The organism is Nocardioides panacis (assembly GCF_019039255.1).
GTDB lineage: Bacteria > Actinomycetota > Actinomycetes > Propionibacteriales > Nocardioidaceae > Nocardioides_B > Nocardioides_B panacis.
In genome coordinates this window covers 1,142,629-1,162,831 of record NZ_CP077062.1, presented here as the reverse complement: position 1 = coordinate 1,162,831, position 20,203 = coordinate 1,142,629, and the positions used below count along the sequence as shown (strand labels likewise).

The window sequence follows — 20,203 nt, the reverse complement described above, 5'->3', positions numbered from 1 at the left end:
CCGGCCCGGCTAGGGTCGGGCCCATGGGCCGCAGCGTGTACGTCGCCTCGTTCGAGGGTTACACCGGCAAGTCGACCGTCGCGCTGGGTCTGCTCGAGCAGCTGTCGCGCCGGGTCGGCCGCGTCGGGGTGTTCCGCCCCGTGGTGCGTGCCGACGTCGCCGAGCACGCGGGCCGCGACTACGTCCTGGACCTGCTCGTCTCGCACGACGCGGTGACGCTGTCCTACGACGAGTGCGCCGGCGTCACCTACGACGAGGTGCACCGCGACCCCACCGCTGCGCTCGACCGGATCGTCGAGCGCTACCACCAGGTCGCCGACCGGTGCGACGCCGTCGTGGTCGTGGGCAGCGACTACACCGACGTCAGCGCGCCCACCGAGTTCTCCTTCAACGCCCGCATCGCCGCCAACCTCGGCGCGCCGGTGCTGCTCGTGCTCAACGGCTCGGGCCGCAGCCCCGCCGACCTGCGGGCGATGACGTCGATGGCCGTCGGCGAGCTCAAGGCCCAGCACGGCACGCTGTTCGCGGTGGTCGCCAACCGGGTCGACGAGGCGGCGGTGATCGAGGACGCGGAGGCGATCACGGTCCCCGGGGTGCTGGCCTACGCGCTGCCCGAGGAGCCGATCCTCAGCGCCCCGTCGGTCGCCGACCTGATGGCCGCCTGCGACGGCACCCTCGTCAGCGGGGACGCGTCCCTGCTCGCCCGGGAGGCCACCGGGTTCGTGGTGGCCGCGATGACGCTGCCGCACGTGCTGGACCGGTTGACCGAGGGCGCGGTCGTGATCACCCCGGGCGACCGGCCGGAGATCGTGCTGGGCGTGCTGACCGCGCACGTGTCGGCGACCTTCCCGCAGATCTCCGGCATCGTCCTGAACGGCGGCATCCCGCTCGCCCCGCAGGTGGTCCGGCTGCTCGAGGGCATCGGCGCCACCATGCCGATCGTGGCGACCGACCTCGGCACCCACGCCACGACGTCCGCGCTGAACGCCGTACGCGGCCGCCTGACCCGGGGCTCCGCCCGCAAGATCGCCACCGCCCAGGCGCTCTTCGACGCCTACGTCGACGGGGACGCCCTGCTCGACCGGCTCGAGGTGGCCCGCACCGACGCGGTGACGCCGCTGATGTTCGAGCACCAGCTGATCGACCGGGCGGTGTCCGACCGGCGCCACGTCGTGCTGCCCGAGGGCGAGGAGGAGCGGATCCTGCGGGCCGCCGACGTCCTGCTGCGCCGTGGGGTCGCGGACCTCACGCTGCTCGGCGACCCGCGCTCGATCTCGGCCAGGGCCGCCGGCCTCGGGGTGGACCTCGACGGCGCCCGGCTGGTCAGCCCGCACGACGAGGAGCTCGTGGAGCGGTTCGCGAAGGAGTACCACGCCCGCCGCCGGCACAAGGGCGTCGACCTCGACGAGGCCCGCGCGATCGTCACCGACGTGTCCTACTTCGGCACCCTGATGGTCGAGCTCGGCCTCGCCGACGGCATGGTGTCCGGCGCGGTGCACACCACGGCCCACACCATCCGCCCGGCCTTCGAGGTCGTGAAGACGCTGCCGGGGGTCTCGGTGGTCTCCTCGGTGTTCTTCATGTGCCTGGAGAACCAGGTGCTCGTCTACGGCGACTGCGCGGTCAACCCCGACCCCACCGCCGAGCAGCTCGCGGACATCGCGATCTCCTCGGCGGCGACCGCCGCGTCGTTCGGCGTCGAGCCGCGGGTGGCGATGCTGTCCTACTCCACCGGCTCCTCGGGCAGCGGCACCGACGTGGAGAAGGTGTCCGCGGCGACCGCGCTGGTCCGGCAGCGCGCGCCCGGCCTGCTCGTCGAGGGGCCGATCCAGTACGACGCCGCCATCGACGCCGCGGTGGCGCTCACCAAGCTGCCGGACTCGCCGGTCGCCGGCCGCGCGACGGTGTTCGTGTTCCCCGACCTGAACACCGGAAACAACACCTACAAGGCGGTGCAGCGCTCCGCCGGTGCCGTCGCGGTGGGCCCGGTGCTCCAGGGCCTGCGCAAGCCGGTCAACGACCTGTCCCGCGGCGCGACGGTGCGCGACATCGTGAACACCGTGGCGATCACCGCCATCCAGGCCCAGCTGGCCGCGCGTGGCTGACCTGGTGCTGGTCGTCAACGCCGGCTCGTCGTCGTTGAAGTACTCCCTCGTCGACGCCGGCCCCGGCACCGCGCTGGCCTCCGGGCTGGTCGAGCGGATCGGTGAGGGGCCCGGGACGCTCACCCACCACGGCCCCGACGGCGACCACCGCACGGAGGGCACCTACGACGACCACGGGGCCGCGCTGTGCGCCGCGCTCGAGGCGTTCGAGGCCCACGGACCGGCGCTGTCGTCGGTCACCCTGCGGGCGGTCGGGCACCGCGTCGTGCACGGCGGCGCGGAGTTCTCCGCGCCGGCGCTGGTCGACGCCGCACTCGTCGCCGCGGTCGAGTCGCTGGTGCCCTTGGCCCCGCTGCACAACCCGGCCAACCTGGCGGGCATGGCCACCGCGCAGCGGCTGTTCCCGGACGTGCCGCAGGTCGCCGTCTTCGACACCGCGTTCCACCAGACGCTGGCGCCGCACGCCTACACCTACGCGCTCCCGCACGCCTGGGTGCAGGAGCACCGGATCCGCCGCTACGGCTTCCACGGGACCTCCTACTCCTTCGTCGCCGGCGCGGCGGCCGACCTGCTCGGCCGGCCGCTGCCCGAGCTGAACCTCGTGGTGCTGCACCTGGGCAACGGCGCCTCGGCCGCCGCGATCCGCGCCGGCGAGTCCGTGGACACCTCGATGGGGATGACCCCGCTGGAGGGCCTGGTGATGGGCACCCGGTCCGGCGACGTCGACCCGGCCCTGCACGCCCACCTGCACCGCGAGCTCGGCTGGTCCGTGGAGCAGGTCGACGGTCTGCTGAACCGCGAGTCCGGCCTCAAGGGGCTCGCCGGCGTCAACGACTTCCGCGAGCTGGACCGACGGCGCACCGACGGCGACCCGGCGGCCCGGCTGGCGTTCGAGGTCTACTGCCACCGGATCCGCAAGTACGTCGGCGCCTACTACGCCGTGCTCGGCATCGTCGACGCCGTCGTGTTCACCGCCGGCGTCGGGGAGAACGCGGCCTCCGTGCGCGCCGCGTCGCTGGCCGGCCTGGAGCGGCTCGGCATCGCGGTCGACCCCGCGCGCAACGCCGGTGGCTCCGGGCCGCGGGTGATCTCCCCCGACGGCAGCGACGTCGCCGTGCTCGTCGTACCCACGGACGAGGAGTGGGAGATCGCCCGGCAGGCGGTCGAGGTGGTGTCGGCGGCCGGCGCCGCCCGGGAATAGCAGCGGCCCCGGCCGGGTTCTCATCTCTGTCGGTCCGGTTCATGCCCCCGGGTCTCACCTTTTGCCGCTGCGAGCGGCCGCACGCCGAGAGGCGGCTGACGGACCGACGTACGACACGGAGCGGCCACCCGTACGCCGGGTGGCCGTTTCGTGGCGCCACCGCCCGACCGTCGACCTGAACGAGGTGCCCCCGTGACCGAGCAGCCCACGCTCCCCCTGTCCGTGCTGGACTTCGTCGGCATCGAGCACGGCGAGCCGGCTTCCGCCGCGATGGCCGGAGCAGTCGACGTCGCGCGGGCCGCCGAGGACGCGGGCTACCGCCGCTACTGGGTCTCCGAGCACCACAACATGCACAGCCTCGCCTGCAGCGCGCCCGAGCTGCTGACCGCGCACATCGGCGCGCACACCGAGCGGATCCGGGTCGGCGCCGCCGGGATCATGCTCCCGAACCACGCGCCGTTCAAGGTCGCGGAGATGTTCCGGACGCTGCTGGCGATGTACCCCGGCCGGGTCGACCTCGCCCTGGGCCGCGCGCCCGGCACCGACCCGCTGACCGCGCACGTGCTGCGCCGCGGGGTCGCGGCGGACGTGCAGCGCGACTTCCCCGGCCAGGTCGCCGAGCTGCTCGCGTTCCTCGGCGACGGCTTCCCGGAGGGCCACCCCTACGCCCCGCTGGTCGCCGCACCGGTCGTCGACGAGCGGCCGGAGATCTTCCTGCTCGGCTCCAGCGCTTACGGCCCGTCGTTCGCCGCGGTGAACGGGCTCAGCGCGGTGTTCGCGCACCACCAGAGCCCGGACCTGGCCGTCGACGTGCTGCGGGAGTACCGCCGGGAGTTCCGTCCGGTCCGCGAGGGCGACCGGCCCTACTCCGCGATGTCGGTGCTCGCCTTCGGCAGCGAGGACGACGACGCCGTCCTGGAGTTCGAGGCCGCCTGGGCGCTGACCATGCAGAACCTCGCCCGCAACAAGCGCGAGCCGCTGCGCCCCGAGGAGGTCGTCGCGTTCGCCCGGTCCTCGGAGTTCCGCGGCCGCCGGCGCGACCGCGACCCGCGGATGGCGACCGGTCCGGCCAAGCAGGTCGTCGAGCGGCTGCAGGAACTCCGGGAGCAGGCCCAGGTCGACGAGATCGTCGTGGTCACCCCGTCGCTGGACCGCGCGCGCCGGATCGCCAGCTACCGCGAGATCGCCGCAGCCTGGGGTGAGTCGAGCTGAGCACCGTCGTACCGGTTGGATGGGCGGCATGACGTTGCGACTCGTGGCCCTGGGAGACAGCACCGTCGAGGGCCTGATGGACCACGGGCCCGACGGCACGTACGTCGGCTGGGCCGACCGGTTCGCGCGGATCCTCGCGCGGCTGCACCCGGACCTGACCTACGCCAACCTCGCGGTGCGCGGCCAGACCACCCAGGAGGTCCGCGAGACCCAGCTCGAGCCTGCGCTCGCGATGCGTCCCGACGTGGCGCTGGTGGTGGCCGGCGTCAATGACCTGCTGCGCCCGCGCTTCGACGGCGCCGGCCTGCGCGACAACCTGCTCACCACGCACCGGCGGCTCAACGAGGCCGGCGTGCGGGTGCTCTCGTTCACGATGCCGGACATGCGCCGGGTCGCGCCGCTGACCCGGTTCCTGCGGTCCCGGCTGCTGTTCTTCGACGACGTGGTCCGGGAGGCCGCCGCGACGTACGGCTCGACGATCGTGGACTTCGCCCCGGTCCCGGTCGCCGGCCACCCCGCGCTGTGGGACGACGACCGGCTGCACGTGAACAGCGAGGGGCACCGGCGGATCGCCGCCGCGCTGGCCGAGGCCTACGGCGTCGAGCACGAGGACTGGCGCACCGAGCCGGAGGCCACGGTGACCACCGGCGCGATCCGGGTGACCGCCCGCGAGGCCCGCTGGATCGTCACGCACATGGCCCCCTGGGTCTGGGGACGGCTGCGCGGGCACGAGTTCGCGACCGCCGGCGTCTGCAAGCGCCCCGACCTGCTCCCCCTCACCCCCGACGGCCCGGCCCCCACAAGCCCCCGACCCGGGCCGGAGTAGAGGCCGACCCGGGCCGTAGTGCACGTCGACCCGGGCCGTAGTTCCCGTCGACCCGGGGCTTGGTGCACGTCGACCCGGGGCTCGGTGCACGTCGACCCGGGGCTCAGTGCACGTCGACCCGGGGCTCGGTGCACGTCGACCCGGGCTTTGGTGAAGGTCGCGCCGGGCGTCAGGTCACGAGGATGCTCCTCGTGCGGTTACCTCGCCTCGCAGGAGATGCCGTCACCGTCCCGGTCGCTCTTCTTGTTCGCCCGGTAGAGCGCGTTGTTGCGCTTGAAGTTCGTGACCGGCGTGCTGCTGGTCTTGTCGTGAGCCCCGCTCTTGCCGACGCCGTGCGAGTAGACCTTGTGCATGGCGTCGCAGTTCGCGAAGACCCGGGCCTGCGCGTGCGCACCGGTCGTGCCGCTCAGGACGATGGTGGCGCTGGCGAGCGCGACGAGCGTCGCCTTCATGGTGTTCTTCATCAGGGGTCCCCCCGTGTGGTTGAAGTGGCACCCCAGATCCTCCGTCACGCAGCCGCTCGCGTCAGGCGAATCCCCGGACCGGCCGAACCCACCACGAGACCCGACTCGACCCACCACGAGACCCGACTCGACCCACCACGAGACCCGACTCGACCCACCACGAGGCCCGGGTCGGCCGACCTGAGACCCGGGTCGGACGGGCCGTCGCCGAAGCATCGCGCTGCCGTCACCTGCACGTCGCCCGCCCGACACCCGCCCCCGCCACGCTCGACGCGTGACCCTCCTCGGACACCGACCCGCCGACCGTCTCCGCCAGCCCAGCCAGCCCGCCGTCGTGGCGCACCGCGGCGCGAGCGTCCAGGCCCCCGAGAACACCCTGGCCGCGTTCCGTCGCGCGATCGTCCTCGGCGCGAGCGCCGTCGAGATCGACGTGCAGCGCACCCGCGACGGCGCGCTCGTCGTGCTGCACGACGCCACCCTGACCCGCACCACCGACGCCGAGACCCGGCTCCCCGGGCGGGGACCGTGGCGCGTCGCGGACCTCACGTACGACGAGGTGGCGACCCTGGACGCCGGCTCCTGGCACGACCGGGCCTACGCCGGCGAGCGGGCGCCGCTGCTCCGCGAGGTGCTCGACCTGCTGCACGCGACAGGCACCGGGCTGCTCCTCGAGGTCAAGTCGCCGTCCTCCGCACCCGGCATCGAGGCCGACCTGCACGCCGAGCTGCGGTCCGCCCCGGGTTACCTCGCCGACGCCCTGTGGGAGCAGCGGCTGGTCGTCCAGTCGTTCGACCACGACAGCATGCGGCGGCTCAAGGAGCGCGCTCCCGACGTACCCGTCGGCCTGCTCGGCTCCCCGCCGCGCCGCCGCCTTCCCGAGCTCGCGACCTGGGCCGACCAGGTCAACCCGCGGCACCGTTCCGTGCGTGCGTCGTTCGTCGACGCGGTGCACGACGCCGGCCTCGCCTGCCAGGTGTGGACCGTCGACCGGGCCACGGACATGCTCCGCGCCGCGGCCCTCGGCGTGGACGGCGTGATCACCAACCGCCCCGACGTGCTGCGCGGGCTGCTGCGCGTCCCGGTGCCGAACGCCGCCTGACCGCTCCGCGCCGCCAGACGCGCCGGGTCGGCGGCCCGTTCGCCGCCAGACCCGCCGGGTCGACGGGCCGCTCGCCGCCAGACGCGCCGGGTCGGCGGCCCGTTCGCCGCCAGACGCGCCGGGTCGGCGGGTCTGGCTACCGACGGGTACTACCGGTGGGTCACTTCTTCGTGGCGTTTGCCATGATGAGAGCACCCACCCACCGGAGGTACGTCGATGCAGCTCGAGCTGTCCGCCGAGGACGCCGCATTCCGCCAGGAGATGCGGACCTTCTTCACCACCCAGGTGCCCCAGGAGATCCGGGACGCCGTCGCGGAGCGTCGTGAGCTCACCAAGGACCAGGTCGTCGCGTCCCAGCGGGTGCTGAACGCCGCCGGCCTCGCGGTCCCGCACTGGCCCGAGGAGTGGGGCGGCCGCGGCTGGTCCGCGCTGCGCCGGCACATCTGGCACGAGGAGATGCAGCGCGCCTGCGTCCCGACCCCGCTGGCGTTCAACGCCTCGATGGTCGGCCCGGTGATCGCCGCGTTCGGCTCGCAGGAGCAGAAGGAGCGCTTCCTGCCCAGGACCGCGAACCTCGACATCTGGTGGAGCCAGGGCTTCTCCGAGCCCGACGCCGGCTCCGACCTCGCCTCGCTGCGCACCACGGCGGTGCGCGAGGGGGACGAGTTCGTCGTCAACGGGCAGAAGACCTGGACCACGCTCGGTCAGTACGGCGACTGGATCTTCAACCTGGTCCGCACCGACCCCGAGGCCAAGAAGCAGGCCGGCATCTCCTTCCTGCTCATCGACATGACCACCCCCGGCGTCACGGTCCGCCCGATCGAGCTCATCGACGGCGGCCACGAGGTCAACGAGGTGTGGTTCGAGGACGTCCGGGTGCCGGCCGAGAACCTGGTCGGCGAGCTCAACAAGGGCTGGGACTACGCGAAGTTCCTGCTCGGCAACGAGCGGGTCGGCGTCGCGCCGGTGGGCTCCACCAAGCGGGTGCTGGCCCAGGCCAAGGACTACGCCCGCTCGGTGAGCGTCGCCGGCGGCCTCACCCTGCTCGACGACCCGCTCACCGTGGCCCGGATCGCCGAGCTGGAGAACGAGCTGCTCGCCCTCGAGCTGACCGCGCTCCGCGTCGTCGCGCACTCCGCGGACGGCAAGCCGCACCCCGCCTCCTCGGTGCTCAAGCTCAAGGGCACCGAGCTGCAGCAGGCGGTCAGCGAGCTGGTCGTCGACCTGGCCGGTCCGGCGTCGCTGGCCTCCGGCGCGGGCGACGCGGACTCGGACCTGGCCGGCTGGGCGCGCCACGCGACCCCGGTCTACCTGAACCTGCGCAAGGCGTCGATCTACGGAGGGTCCAACGAGATCCAGCGGCAGATCATCGCGAAGACGATCCTGGGACTCTGAGAGGCGACTGGCATGGACTTCACCTATGATGAGGAGCAGCAGGCGCTGCGCGAGGCCGTCCGCGGGCTCGTCGGCAAGTCGTACTCCGACTTCGAGAACCGGCGCCGCACGGTCGCCGAGGACCCCGGCTACGACGAGCTGCTCTGGAGCCGGCTGGCCGAGATGGGCGTGCTCGGCCTCCCCTTCGACGAGGCGTACGGCGGCATGGGCGCCGGCCCGGTCGAGGTCGGCATCGTCGCGCAGGAGATCGGCCGGGTCCTCGCGCCCGAGCCGTTCCTGACGTCGGTCGTGCTCGCCGGCGGCGTGGTGGCGCTGGCTGGCACCGAGGAGCAGAAGTCCTCGCTGCTGGAGGCCGTCGGCTCGGGCGAGACCGTGCTGGCCTTCGCGCACGCCGAGCCCGGCACCCGCTGGGTCAGCACGGCGCAGGACGTGACCGCGTCCGGCGACGGCGACGGGTGGACGCTCACCGGCGTCAAGGAGCCGGTGCCCTTCGGTGCCCGTGCCGACCAGCTGGTGGTCAGCGCCCGCCTCGGGGACGGCGGCACCGCGCTGTTCCTGGTCGCCGGGGACGCTCCCGGGCTGACCCGGTCCGGCTACCCGACCTTCGACGGCGGCCGGGCCGCGCGGGTCACCCTGGACGGCACCCCCGCCACTCCCCTGGGCTCGGCCACCGACGCGTCCGCGCAGATCGCGCGCGCGCTCGACGCCGCCCGCATCGCGGCCTGCAACGAGGCGATCGGCGCGATGCAGTACGCCCTGTCCGCGACGTCGGAGTACCTCTCCTCCCGCAAGCAGTTCGGCGTGCCGCTCAAGACCTTCCAGGCCCTGACGTTCCGGGCCGCCGACATGTACGTCTCCCTCGAGCTCGCGACCAGCGTCGCGACCTGGGCGACGATGGTGCTCGCGTCCGGCACCGACGCGGAGGTCGCCGAGGCGGCCGCCCGGGCCGGGCTGCAGGTCAGCCGGGCCTCGCGGCACGTCGGCCAGGAGGCGATCCAGCTGCACGGCGGGATCGCGATGACGGCGGAGTACAGCGTGGGCAGCTACACCAGCCACCTCACCGCGTTGGACCACCTGTTCGGCGACGGCCAGCTGCACCTCTCGACGCTGGCCGCCGGGATCGGCGACCACGACGAGGTCGACCCGCTCGCCTGACGCGGGCCAGCGAACCCCCCGGGGCCTACAGCCCTGCCGACAGCTCCCGCCACCGGGGGTCGTCGCGCAGGGCTGTCTCGTGCGCGGCGGCGATCGCGTCCAGCCGGGCGAGCCGGGTCCGGCCCTGCCGGGACAGGTGCACCGACACCTTGCGGCCGTCGGCGTCGGAGGCCCGGCGGTAGACCTGCGCCCGGTCGACCAGTCCGTCGACGACCCGGGTCAGCGTCGGCTGCGCGAGCAGCAGCTCGGCGGCGACCTCGCCCATCAGGTGGCCCTCGCCGTCGGCCAGCACCCGCAGCACCCGCCACTGGTCGAGCGTGCAGCCGTCCTCGGCGAGCAGCCGGGACAGACCCTGCGCGGCGTACCGCTGCGCGCGGGTCAGCCGCTCGACGACCGAGGTCGTGGCGTCCACCGAGTGACCCATGACGCTCGCCTCCCTCCGGCACCGACCGCTGGAGCATACTCGTGCCGGTGAGGATCGAGGCGCGGCTGTGCGACCCGCTGGAGGCACGCCTCGTGCCCCGCGACGGCCGCGGGCTGCGCATCGGCCTGGTCGTGCCGCAGTCCGGGCCGCTCGGCATGATCGGCCCGTCCGCGGTCGACGCCGCACTGCTGGCGGTGCACGAGGTGAACGTCGCCGGCGGCGTCCACGGCGCGTACGTCGACCTGGTGCTCGTGGACGGCGGGGCCCGCCCGGACGTGGTCGCGCGCGAGGTCGCCGGGCTCGGCGACGCCGGGGCCGTGGACGCCCTGGTCGGGTTCCACACCAGCGACGTGCACCGCGCGATCGAGCGCACGGTGGCCGGCCGGACGCCGTACGTCTTCACGCCGCCGCACGAGGGAGGCGGCCGTCGCCCGGGTGTGGTGTGCATCGGTGCCGACCCGGCCCAGCAGCTCAGCGGCGCGCTGCGCTGGCTGACCCGCGAGCACGGGCTGCGCCGGTGGGCGCTCGTCGGCAACGACTACATCTGGCCCCAGGCCGTGCACGCCAGCGCCCGGTCGCTGGTCGCCGCCGCCGGGTCGCAGGTGGTGCTCGACGAGCTGGTGCCGCTCGGCGGCGTCGCGGCGCGGGTCGACCGGCTGACCGACGAGCTGCGCCGCAGCCGTGCGGACGCGGTGCTGCTCAGCCTGGTCGGCCGCGACCTGGTGACCTTCCACCGGGCGCTGCGGCAGGCCGACCTCGACCGCCGGCTGGTCCGGCTGTCGGGGGCGCTGGAGGAGAACGGCCTGCTCGCGGGAGACGGCGAGCGCACCGGCACGCTGTTCGCGGCGATGTCGTCGTTCGTGTCGATGACCGACGAGCGGCACCTGCGCCTGGCCGAGCGGCACGCCTCGCTGCTCGGGCCGCAGGCGCCGGTGCTCGACAGCTACGCCGAGGGCGTGTACGACGGGCTGCACCTCGTCGCCCGGCTCGCGGCGGAGGGCACGTTGCGGCCGTCGGGACTCGCGTCGGCGGTGGCCCGGGTCCTCGACGTCGACCGGACCGGACGCGTGCACCTGGCCCGGGCTGAGGGCCTCGGGCTCACCGTCGTACCCGGCGTCGCGTAGATACTTCCATCTGAAACTAAATGGCCGTACGCTCTCCCCCGACCACCGCCCGGCACGACGATCGAGGGGCCATGAGCGACTCCACCCGGCACGACATCGAGCAGTACGGCTACACCCAGGAGCTGCACCGCTCCCTCAGCTTCGGCGACCTGCTGGTCTACGGGCTGGTGTTCATGGTCCCGATCGCGCCGTTCGGCATCTTCGGCAGCGTGTTCCAGGGCTCCGGCGGGATGGTCGCGCTGGCCTACGTCATCGGCATGGTCGCGATGATGTTCACCGCCCTGTCGTACTCCCAGATGTCGCAGGCCTTCCCGATGGCCGGCTCGGTCTACACCTACGCCGGCCGCGGCATCGCCGCCCCGGTGGGCTTCCTGTCCGGCTGGATGATCCTGCTGGACTACATCCTGGTCCCCAGCCTGCTCTACCTGATCGCCGGCATCGCGATGAACACCCTGGTGCCCGCGGTCCCGGTGTGGATCTGGATCGTCGGCTTCGTGGTGCTGAACACCGCGGTGAACTACGCCGGGATCGAGCTCACCGCCAAGGTCAACAAGGTGATGCTGGTCGCCGAGCTCATCGTCCTGGCGATCTTCATCGTGATCGGCATCGTGGCGCTCGCCCAGGGCAAGGGCCGCGGCTTCAACTGGACCCCGGTCTACAACGCCGACACGTTCTCGCTGCCGCTGGTCTTCGGTGCCGTCTCGATCGCGGTGCTGTCGTTCCTGGGCTTCGACGGCATCTCCACGCTGGCCGAGGAGAACCGCGACTCCAGCAAGGCGATCGGCCGCTCCATGATCGCCGCGCTGCTGCTCGCCGGCGTGCTGTTCATCGTGCAGACCTGGGTCGCCGCGCTGCTGGTGCCGGAGCCGGCCCGCCTGATCGCCGACGGCGACCCCGGCGGCACCGCGTTCTACGACGCCGCCGCCGTGGCGGGCGGTGCCTGGCTGTCCAAGCTCACGGCCCTCGCGACCGCGATCGCCTGGGGCTTCGCCAACTCGCTGGTGGCGCAGGCCGCCACGTCCCGGCTGCTCTACGCGATGGCCCGGGACCGGCAGCTGCCCTCCTTCCTGGCCAAGGTGCACCGCACCAGGGGCGTGCCGCTGAACGCCACGTTCCTGGTGGCGGTGGTGTCCCTGGCGGTCGGGCTGTTCTTCAACACCCGCGACAACGGGATCTCGCTGCTCTCCACGCTGGTCAACTTCGGTGCGCTGACCGCGTTCCTCGCGCTGAACGTCTCGGTGGTCTGGCACTACGTCGTGCGCAACGGCAGCCGCGACTGGCTGCGGCACGTCGTGTCCCCGGTGATCGGGTTCGCGATCCTGACCTACGTGCTCTTCAACGCCCAGCTGGAGGCGAAGTACCTCGGCCTCGTCTGGCTGGCCCTGGGGGTCGGGGTCCTGAGCTTCCTGCTGGCGACCGGTCGCAAGCCCGAGCTGTCCCTCGCGGACACGCACGGCACGGACCAGGACGGGGACGCCCGATGACCGAGGTCCGCACCCTGCACCCGACCACCGACCAGTACGCCTTCGCGTTCGGCGGCCGCGAGCCGCTGCTGACCGTCGCACCGGGCACGATCGTCGAGCTGTCCACCGAGGACTGCTTCGCGGGCAAGGTGCGCAGCGTCGACGACCTGCCCAGCGTGGTCTGCGAGTTCCCCTTCCTCAACCCGGTCACCGGCCCGATCGCCGTGGAGGGCGCGGAGGTCGGCGACACCCTCACGGTGCACTTCGTGGAGATCACCCCGGCCCGGGACTGGGCCGCGTCGAGCACGTTCCCGCACTTCGGCGCACTGACCACGACGCACGCGACCGCGATGCTGCACGAGGCGCTGGAGGAGCGGGTCTGGATCTACGAGCTCGACGTCGCCGCCGGCGTGTGCCGGTTCCAGGCCCGTCGTACGGACTTCTCCGTGGAGCTGCCCCTCGACCCGATGCACGGCACCGTCGGGGTCGCCCCGGCCGCGGGCGAGGTGCTGATGAGCATCACCCCCGCCGCGCACGGCGGGAACATGGACACCCCGGAGATGCGCGCCGGCGTCACGGCGTACTTCCCGGTCAACGTCCCCGGCGGCATGCTGTCGCTCGGCGACGGGCACGCCCGCCAGGGCGAGGGCGAGGTCTGCGGTACGGCGGTCGAGGCGGCGATGCGCACCGTGGTCGTCGTCGACCTGGTCAAGGGCGGCGCCCCGGTCTCGCCGCGGATCGAGAGCGACGGGTTCCTGATGACCACCGGCTCCGCGCGGCCGCTCGAGGACGCCTACCGGATGAGCCAGCACGACCTCGTCGGCTGGACCGGCTCCCTGCTCGGGCTCGAGCAGCTCGACGCCTACCAGCTCGTCAGCCAGGCCGGCCTCGCGCCGGCGGGCAACGTCGTGGACACCAACTACACGATGGTCGCCAAGCTGCCCAAGACGCTGCTCGGCGCGACCACCGCCTACGACGGCCTGCACGACCGGCTCCGCGCGGTCGGCGCCGACTACCTCCGCACCCGGTAGTCCCCCGGGCGGTGCCCGGGGGACTGCGAGGTCCGGGTCCACGAGTCGCCGGTCCGGTCCGGTCTGGTCCGGCCGGCCGGGATCCCGCGGCACTGTCGGTGGTCTCCGCAAGAGTCGTCGACGTAGGGAAGCCACCGGCGTCGGACCCCGTTGAGGCCGGTGCACCGCTCGACGCTCGACCCGCCAAGGAGTGACCATGCCCGAGTCCGTGAGCCCCGCCGAGGTGTCCACCCGCGTCGCCGCCACCGAGCCCGATCCGAGACGGTGGTGGGCGCTGACGGTGCTGGCCGCCGCCCAGCTGATGATCGTGCTGGACGCCTCGATCGTGAACATCGCACTGCCCTCGGCGCAGGCGGACCTCGGCATCAGCAACGCCGACCGGCAGTGGATCGTCACCGCCTACACCCTGGCGTTCGGCGCGCTGCTGCTGCTCGGCGGCCGGATCGCCGACTACACCGGACGCAAGCGCACGTTCATCGTCGGGCTGCTGGGCTTCGCCGCCGCCTCCGCGGTCGGCGGGCTCGCGCCCACCCAGGAGCTGCTGTTCGCCGCCCGGGCGCTGCAGGGCGGGTTCGCGGCGCTGATGGCTCCGGCGGCGCTGTCCCTGGTCACGGTGACGTTCACCGAACCCAGGGAGCGGGCCAAGGCGTTCGGGGTGTTCGGCGCGCTGGCCGGCGGTGGCGCGGCGATCGGCCTGATCGTCGGCGGCGTGCTGACCGAGTACACCTCGTGGCGCTGGTGCCTCGGCGTGAACGTGCCGGTGTCCCTGGTCGTCGCCGCCGCCGCGGTCGTGCTCGTGCACGAGAGCAAGGCGCACGGCGACACCCGCTACGACGTGCCGGGCGTCCTGCTCGCGACCACCGGGCTGTTCGCGCTGGTCTTCGGCTTCACCGAGGCCGCCCGGGCCCAGCACCCCGAGGACCCCACGTCGCGCGCGGTGCAGGGCTGGACGGACCCGAGCACGATCGCGTGGCTGGCCGCCGCGCTGGTCCTGCTGGTCGCCTTCGTCTACTGGGAGACCCGCAGCCGCAACCCGATGCTGCCGCTGCGGGTGGTGCTCGACCGCAACCGGGGTGGCGCCTTCCTGATCTTCCTGCTGGTGGGTGCCGGGCTGTTCGCGATGTTCCTGTTCCTGACCTACTACTTCCAGGTGAACCTCGGCTGGAGCCCGTTGCGCGCCGGCTTCGCCTTCCTGCCCTTCAGCGCCGGCATCATCGTCACCGCGGGCGCGGTCGCCCAGCTGCTCCCCCGCCTCGGCCCCCGGCCGATCATGGTGGTCGGCCTCGCGATGGCCGTCGCCGGCATGCTGCTGCTCACCACGATCGGCCAGGACACCGCCTACTGGAGCCACGTGCTGCCCGCGGAGCTGTTGATGAGCATCGGGCTGGCGGGGGTCTTCATCCCGGCCTCGAGCACCGCGCTGTCCGGCGTGGAGCCCCACGACGCGGGGGTGGCCAGCGCGGTGCTGAACACCTCCCAGCAGATCGGCGGTTCGCTCGGCACCGCCTTGCTGAACACGCTGTTCGCCGGCGCGGTGACCAGCTACTTCGCGGCCCATCTGGGCAGCCCGCAGGACGTGCAGCGGGTGACCCCCCTGGCGCTGGTCCACGGCTACCACGTGGCGTTCTTCTGGGGTGCCGTGCTGCTCGCCGCAGGCTGGCTCGTGGCCGTGTTCGTGGTGAACGCCCGCAAGCAGGACGTGCCCGCCCAGGTCCCCGCCTGACGACCCTCAGGCGCGGGCGAGCGTCCCCAGGTACTGCTGCAGCTGCGCCACGACGGCCGAGCCCTCCCCGACCGCGCACGCGACTCCCTTCACCGATCCGCACCGCACGTCCCCGACGGCGAACAGTCCCGGGACCGTGGTCTCGTGGGGATGCGGCATCCGCCCGGAGGACCACCCGCTCGCGGCCGCGTCGGCGCCGGTGAGCAGGAAGCCGTGCCGGTCCCGGGCCACGTCCTCGGGCAGCCAGTCGGTGCGCGGCGCGGCATCGGGACCCCGGTCGGGCACCCCGGTCGCCACGACCACCCCGCCGGCCCGGACGGTGCCGATCCCCGCGACGTGGGCGACGAACCCGCCGTCCTGGCGGCCGACGTGGTCGACCTCCCGGGTCAGGACGAAGTGCGCCCCGAACACCCAGGCCTGCTGGTACCCGTGCTGCGCGAGCTCGGCGCCGCTGATCCCGCGCAGGAACCCCAGGTAGTTGCGGATCAGCGAGCTCGCACCCACCTGACCGCCGAGGGACTCCTGCTCGACCACCAGCGTGCGCAGACCCTCCGACGACGCGTGGACCGCGGCAGCCAGACCGGCCGGGCCGCCGCCCACCACGAGCGCGTCGAACGTCCGCTGGTCCTCCGCGAGCGTGGTCGGCACGCCCCAGGCCTCCACCAGCTCGGCGTCGGTCGGGTCCACCAGGGTCCTCCCGCCCAGCGCCGGCATCCACACCGCGACCCCGGCACGGCCCGAGCCGGTGCGCTCGAGCACCTCGCGGCCGAGCTGCGAGGCGCGGTCGCGGAAGGCGTGCGGGATCCCGTTGCGGGTGAGCAGGTCGCTGATGGCGTACGCGCGCGCCGAGCCCGGCGCCGCGACGACGACCACCTCGCGCATGGGCCACGCGGCACCGCGCGACCACTCCTGGACGAGCTCGGCGACCGTCCGGTGGAACAGCTCGTCGCCCGGGATCCAGGGCATGAGCACGTAGTGGCCGACGTGCTCGACGGCCATCGCGTGCAGGACCGCCTGGGCGGCGCCCCGGTCCACCCAGTCGCGCCAGTCGATCAGCAGCGCCCGTCGCGCGTCGGGATGCAGGCGGCGTACCAGCTCGAACAGGTCGGACCGCGCCTCGTCGAGGAACCCGCGGTCCACCAGCACCAGCGCCACGACGTCGTCACGGTCGTGGGCGTCCCGCAGCACCCGCCCGGCGTCCGCGACGGTGGTCTCGCCCCCGACCCGGTAGTCCCCGCCGAAGGAGTGCTGCAGCTCGGTCTCGATGCGGCCCAGCTGCGCCGGGTCGGCATCCACCGCCAGCAGCAGCGGTCGACCGGGGCCTGGCAGCGTGGTGGGCACGCTTCGAGGCTAGGCACGGTCTCCCGCCTCGCACAGTGGACGAGTCGCGCAAACAGCCAGAACCCACCGCAGACCGGATCCTAAAAACCTCCTGTGATCAGCCGCGCTCGCGCAGCCCGCTCGCGCGGGCGATCGGGCGCCGCACCGCGGCCGCGAGCGCCTCGGCGGTGCCGACGATGCGCACGTGCTCCTTGGCGCGGGTGATCGCGGTGTAGAGCAGCTCGCGGGTCAGCAGCGGCGAGTCGGCCGGCGGCAGCACCAGCGTCACCCGGGCGAACTGGCTGCCCTGGCTGCGGTGCACCGACATCGCGTGCACGGTCTGCACCTCCGAGAGCCGGCTGACCGGCAGCAGGTCGTCGACGTTGTCCCGCCGGAACGCCGCCCGCACCCCGGACCCGTCCTGGACGACCACTCCGGTGTCGCCGTTGAAGAGCCGCAGCTGGTAGTCGTTCGAGGTCACCATCAGCGGACGGCCGACGTACCAGCGACCCTCACGGGCGTAGCCGTCGATCGCCTCACGCAGCCACTCCTCCATCAGCAGGCTCCACCTGCGCACACCGTAGGCGCCCTCGCGGTGCGCGCACAGCACCCGGTGCCGGTCGAGCCGCTCCAAGGACGCGGCGGCGTCGCCGGACCGGGCGGCGCGCACGAGGTCCTCACCGGCCGCGACCGTGTCCGCGCGGACGCCGCGCAGCTGCTCGTCCGCGACCGCGCCGTCGAGGTCGACGTGCTCCACGGCCTCGCCGCCGCGGGCGAGCACGTCGAGGACGTCGTCGGCGCGACCGGATCGCACCGCCTCCGCGAGGTCCAGGATGTCGCCGGAGAACCGGTGCACGTGGGAGAGCCGGACCACGCCGTCGTGCAGCGCGGCGTGCTGCTCGGTGCCGGTGAGGTCGCCCAGGTCGCGGGTCACCAGCTCCTCGAGACCGGCCGGCTGCACCCCCGGCGCGGTCGCCTCCCGGGCCACCAGGTCGCCGAGCACCGCGCCCGCCTCGACGGACGCGAGCTGGTCCGGGTCGCCGACGAGCACCAGCCGGCAGTCGTCGCGCAGCGCCTCGGCGAGCCGGGCCATCAGGGTCAGCGACACCATCGACGCCTCGTCGACGACCACCACGTCGTAGGGCAGCCGGTTGGACCGGTCGTGCCGGAAGCGACCCCGGGCCCCGGGCTTCCAGCCGAGCAGCCGGTGCAGCGTGGAGGCCTTCAGGGTGCCGAGCCGCTCCTGGTCGGCGGCATCCATCGCCGACGTCACGCCGGCCACCGCCTCGGTCAACCGGGCCGCGGCCTTGCCGGTCGGCGCCGCCATCGCGACGCGCAGCGGGTCGCCGGGCTGGTCGGCCAGCACCGCGAGCAGCTTGGCAACGGTGGTGGTCTTGCCGGTGCCGGGCCCGCCGGCGAGCACGCTGACCCAGCGGTGTGCCGCGACCACGGCGGCCAGCCGCTGCCGGTCGGAGTCCTCGGCGGGGAACAGCCGGGCGACGGCGGCGGCCACCCGGGGCGCGTCCACCGAGGGCTGCGGGCGCGCGGCGGCCCGGTCGAGCATCTCGGCGATGCAGCGCTCCTGCCGCCAGTAGCGGTCCAGGTAGAGCAGCCCGCCCAGCCGGCGCAGCGGGCGGTCGGCGGCACCGTCGGCGCCCACCGCGACGAGCGGGCTGCGCTCCAGGGCGGCGGTCCAGGCCGTGGGCTCGGGCCACGGCAGGGCCGCGACCACCGCCCGGTCCACACCTTCCACGGCGGTGACCTGGGCGACGGTGGCGAGGTCGAGGCACACCGACCCGTGCCGCAGCGCGCGCACCGTGAGGGCGACCGCGAGCAGCACGCTGGTGTCGGTCTCCGGCCCGAGGCGGCCGAGCCGGGTGGCCACGTGCACGTCCGCGGCGCCGAGCACGCCGACGCGGTTGAAGTCCGCGAGCGGCCCGGTGGCCCGTCGTACCTGCTGGGCGTCGAACGGGTCGACGGTGGTGGCCGGAGCGGCCTGGTCGGTGGTCACGGCGCACCTCGGTCCAGCAGGTCGGACAGGTCGGTGACGAGGGCGGCGGGCGGTGACCACGAGAAGACGCCGCACGGCATCTGGTCGACCACTGGCGTCGCCGGTCCGCACATGCCCCGGAGGAAGAGGTACAGCACGCCGCCGAGCTGGCTCTCCGGGTCGTATCCCGGCTGCCGCCAGCGCAGGAACCGGTGCAGCGCGACGGAGTACAGCAGGGCCTGCAGCGGGTAGTGCGCCTCGCGCATCCCGCGCGCCATCGCCGTGGGCGTGTAGTCCGCGGCGGTCAGCGTCTCCCCGCCGAGCCAGTTGGTCTTGTAGTCGACCACCAGGTGCCGCGGCGTGCCCTGCTCGTCGCGGACCCGCAGCACCAGGTCGATGCTGCCGCCGAGGAAGCCGCGCAGCGACCGGTCGGCCAGCAGCGGGGTGGCCAGGTCGTCGGCGAACGCGTGCAGCAGGTCGGTGGGCGGCAGGTGCCGGCGCAGCAGCCCGGCGATCTGACCGACCGTGGCGTCGCCGGTCGGCGTCTCGCCGCCCAGCAGCGGCAGCTCGAAGTCGAGCTCGTCGAGCCGGTCGGCGCGCCCGAGGTCCGCCAGCCGCAGGCCGCCGGCGAGCGGCCCGAGCGGGGTGAGCAGCACCGGGAGCAGCGCGTCGGCCAGCTCGGCGGCCGGGATGCCGGCGTGGCTCTGGGAGCGCGCCGCCTCGCACTCGCGGACCAGCTCCGCGCGCAGGTCCGGTGCGGTGAAGTCGGTGTTCTCCAGCACCCCGTGCACCAGGGTGCCGAACGCCGCGCCCTTCGGCAGCGCCGCCATCGGCGACCGCAGGTCGCTCCCTAGAACCACCGCCCCGGTCTCCCGGGTGGTCGAGCCGGCTTCCCGGGTGGTCGAGCCCGCTTCCCGGGTGGTCGAGCCCGCTTCCCGGGTGGTCGAGCCCGTCGAGACCCCCTCGGCGTCCGGCTCGTCCACGGTCCCCGGCCGCTCGGTCTCGCTGGCCACGCCGCGCTCCGGCGGCGCGTCGTGCAGGCCGGCGGTCAGCCCGGAGTACGACGTGCGCACCCAGGCCGCGTCGACGGTCCGGTCGAACCGCCGCACGTCCAGGCGGGGGTCGGCGACCACCGGCCGCTGCCAGGACCGGCCGGCCGCGCTGACCGCCGACGCCACGGAGATCGTGCCGCCGGACCGCGCGGCGAGGTCGTCGAGCCGCCGCCGGACCGACCCGTCGTCGCCGACGGTGGCCCAGTCCGGGACCTGGCCCTGCTCGCCACGGTCCCCGAGCAGCAGCCGGTGCAGCGGCGCGGCGCGGGTGTTGCCGGTGGGCGCCCAGTGCGCGACGACCTGGCAGCGGGCCCGGGTCAGCGCGACGTACGCGAGCCGGAGCGACTCCCCCCGCGTCCTCGGCGAGGTGCAGCGCCCGGCGCGCGTCGTACCCGACCCCGCCGGCGCCGCCCACGTCGAGCACCCGCTGCCCCGCGGGGTCGTGCAGCCGCAGCAGCTCGGGGTTCTCGAACACGTGCTTGTCCCACAGGAACGGCGCGTAGACGATCGGGAACTCCAGACCCTTGCTGCGGTGCACGGTGATGACCTGCACCGCGGCGGCGTCGGAGTCGAGCCGGCGGCTGCGCTCCTCGGCCACGTCGTCGCGGGCCTCGGCGAT

16 protein-coding genes are annotated in these 20,203 nt (G+C 73.9%); 11 read left to right on the top strand and 5 right to left on the bottom strand.

Annotated features, from left to right (window positions below):
• The first annotated feature begins 23 nt into the window (after nucleotides 1-23).
• The 4 genes from pta to KRR39_RS05630 all read left to right on the top strand — a co-directional run bounded on the left by pta (nucleotide 24) and on the right by KRR39_RS05630 (nucleotide 5,344).
• On the top strand, nucleotides 24-2,105 hold the full coding sequence (gene pta, locus KRR39_RS05645; RefSeq protein ID WP_216941115.1) for a phosphate acetyltransferase: 2,082 nt from the start codon (nucleotides 24-26) through the stop codon (nucleotides 2,103-2,105).
• Nucleotides 2,098-3,306, top strand: coding sequence for an acetate/propionate family kinase (locus KRR39_RS05640; RefSeq protein WP_216941114.1), 1,209 nt, complete (start codon nucleotides 2,098-2,100; stop codon nucleotides 3,304-3,306). Before pta ends, KRR39_RS05640 begins: the two co-directional genes overlap by 8 nt.
• Before the next feature lie 192 nt (nucleotides 3,307-3,498).
• Nucleotides 3,499-4,518 (top strand): LLM class flavin-dependent oxidoreductase, encoded by a 1,020-nt coding sequence (locus KRR39_RS05635; RefSeq protein ID WP_216941113.1) that lies wholly within the window; start codon nucleotides 3,499-3,501, stop codon nucleotides 4,516-4,518.
• A 28-nt stretch (nucleotides 4,519-4,546) separates the two neighbouring features.
• The gene (locus KRR39_RS05630) at nucleotides 4,547-5,344 is read left to right on the top strand and encodes an SGNH/GDSL hydrolase family protein (protein ID WP_216941112.1); all 798 of its coding nucleotides are present in this window, start codon (nucleotides 4,547-4,549) and stop codon (nucleotides 5,342-5,344) included.
• 197 nt (nucleotides 5,345-5,541) lie between these two features.
• Here KRR39_RS05630 and KRR39_RS05625 read toward each other — a convergent pair whose 3' ends face one another.
• Nucleotides 5,542-5,808, bottom strand: coding sequence for an excalibur calcium-binding domain-containing protein (locus tag KRR39_RS05625; protein ID WP_216941111.1), 267 nt, complete (start codon nucleotides 5,806-5,808; stop codon nucleotides 5,542-5,544).
• A 274-nt stretch (nucleotides 5,809-6,082) separates the two neighbouring features.
• On the opposite strand from KRR39_RS05625, the gene KRR39_RS05620 reads away from it, so the two are divergent.
• The 3 genes from KRR39_RS05620 (at nucleotide 6,083) to KRR39_RS05610 (ending at nucleotide 9,457) form a co-directional block, all read left to right on the top strand.
• Nucleotides 6,083-6,907 (top strand): glycerophosphodiester phosphodiesterase, encoded by an 825-nt coding sequence (locus KRR39_RS05620; RefSeq protein WP_216941110.1) that lies wholly within the window; start codon nucleotides 6,083-6,085, stop codon nucleotides 6,905-6,907.
• Between the two features lie 216 nt (nucleotides 6,908-7,123).
• The gene (locus KRR39_RS05615) at nucleotides 7,124-8,302 is read left to right on the top strand and encodes an acyl-CoA dehydrogenase family protein (RefSeq protein ID WP_216941109.1); all 1,179 of its coding nucleotides are present in this window, start codon (nucleotides 7,124-7,126) and stop codon (nucleotides 8,300-8,302) included.
• Nucleotides 8,303-8,314: 12 nt separating this feature from the next.
• A complete protein-coding gene (locus KRR39_RS05610; RefSeq protein ID WP_216941108.1) occupies nucleotides 8,315-9,457 on the top strand; it encodes an acyl-CoA dehydrogenase family protein in 1,143 nt (380 codons plus the stop codon).
• Nucleotides 9,458-9,482: 25 nt separating this feature from the next.
• Here the strand turns inward: KRR39_RS05610 and KRR39_RS05605 are convergent, their stop codons facing one another.
• Nucleotides 9,483-9,881, bottom strand: a complete 399-nt coding sequence (locus KRR39_RS05605) for a MarR family winged helix-turn-helix transcriptional regulator (protein ID WP_216941107.1) — start codon at nucleotides 9,879-9,881, stop codon at nucleotides 9,483-9,485.
• Between the two features lie 47 nt (nucleotides 9,882-9,928).
• Here KRR39_RS05605 and KRR39_RS05600 point away from each other — a divergent pair, with 47 nt between their 5' ends.
• From KRR39_RS05600 to KRR39_RS05585, 4 genes are all read left to right on the top strand, one after another.
• Nucleotides 9,929-11,005 (top strand): substrate-binding domain-containing protein, encoded by a 1,077-nt coding sequence (locus tag KRR39_RS05600; protein ID WP_216941106.1) that lies wholly within the window; start codon nucleotides 9,929-9,931, stop codon nucleotides 11,003-11,005.
• A 71-nt stretch (nucleotides 11,006-11,076) separates the two neighbouring features.
• Complete coding sequence (locus KRR39_RS05595; protein WP_216941105.1) at nucleotides 11,077-12,489, top strand: APC family permease; 1,413 nt, start codon at nucleotides 11,077-11,079, stop codon at nucleotides 12,487-12,489.
• The gene (locus KRR39_RS05590; protein ID WP_216941104.1) at nucleotides 12,486-13,499 is read left to right on the top strand and encodes an acetamidase/formamidase family protein; all 1,014 of its coding nucleotides are present in this window, start codon (nucleotides 12,486-12,488) and stop codon (nucleotides 13,497-13,499) included. Before KRR39_RS05595 ends, KRR39_RS05590 begins: the two co-directional genes overlap by 4 nt.
• Nucleotides 13,500-13,695: 196 nt before the next feature.
• A complete protein-coding gene (locus KRR39_RS05585) occupies nucleotides 13,696-15,222 on the top strand; it encodes an MFS transporter (RefSeq protein ID WP_216941103.1) in 1,527 nt (508 codons plus the stop codon).
• 6 nt (nucleotides 15,223-15,228) lie between these two features.
• Here KRR39_RS05585 and KRR39_RS05580 read toward each other — a convergent pair whose 3' ends face one another.
• The 3 genes from KRR39_RS05580 to KRR39_RS24390 all read right to left on the bottom strand — a co-directional run bounded on the left by KRR39_RS05580 (nucleotide 15,229) and on the right by KRR39_RS24390 (nucleotide 19,710).
• Nucleotides 15,229-16,563 carry an NAD(P)/FAD-dependent oxidoreductase gene (locus KRR39_RS05580; protein WP_216941102.1) on the bottom strand — a complete coding sequence of 445 codons (1,335 nt, stop codon included), beginning with the start codon at nucleotides 16,561-16,563 and terminating at the stop codon, nucleotides 15,229-15,231.
• 97 nt (nucleotides 16,564-16,660) lie between these two features.
• A complete protein-coding gene (gene recD, locus KRR39_RS05575; protein ID WP_216941101.1) occupies nucleotides 16,661-18,553 on the bottom strand; it encodes an exodeoxyribonuclease V subunit alpha in 1,893 nt (630 codons plus the stop codon).
• Complete coding sequence (locus KRR39_RS24390) at nucleotides 18,550-19,710, bottom strand: PD-(D/E)XK nuclease family protein (protein ID WP_254185690.1); 1,161 nt, start codon at nucleotides 19,708-19,710, stop codon at nucleotides 18,550-18,552. Before KRR39_RS24390 ends, recD begins: the two co-directional genes overlap by 4 nt.
• Nucleotides 19,711-20,203 lie beyond the last annotated feature (493 nt).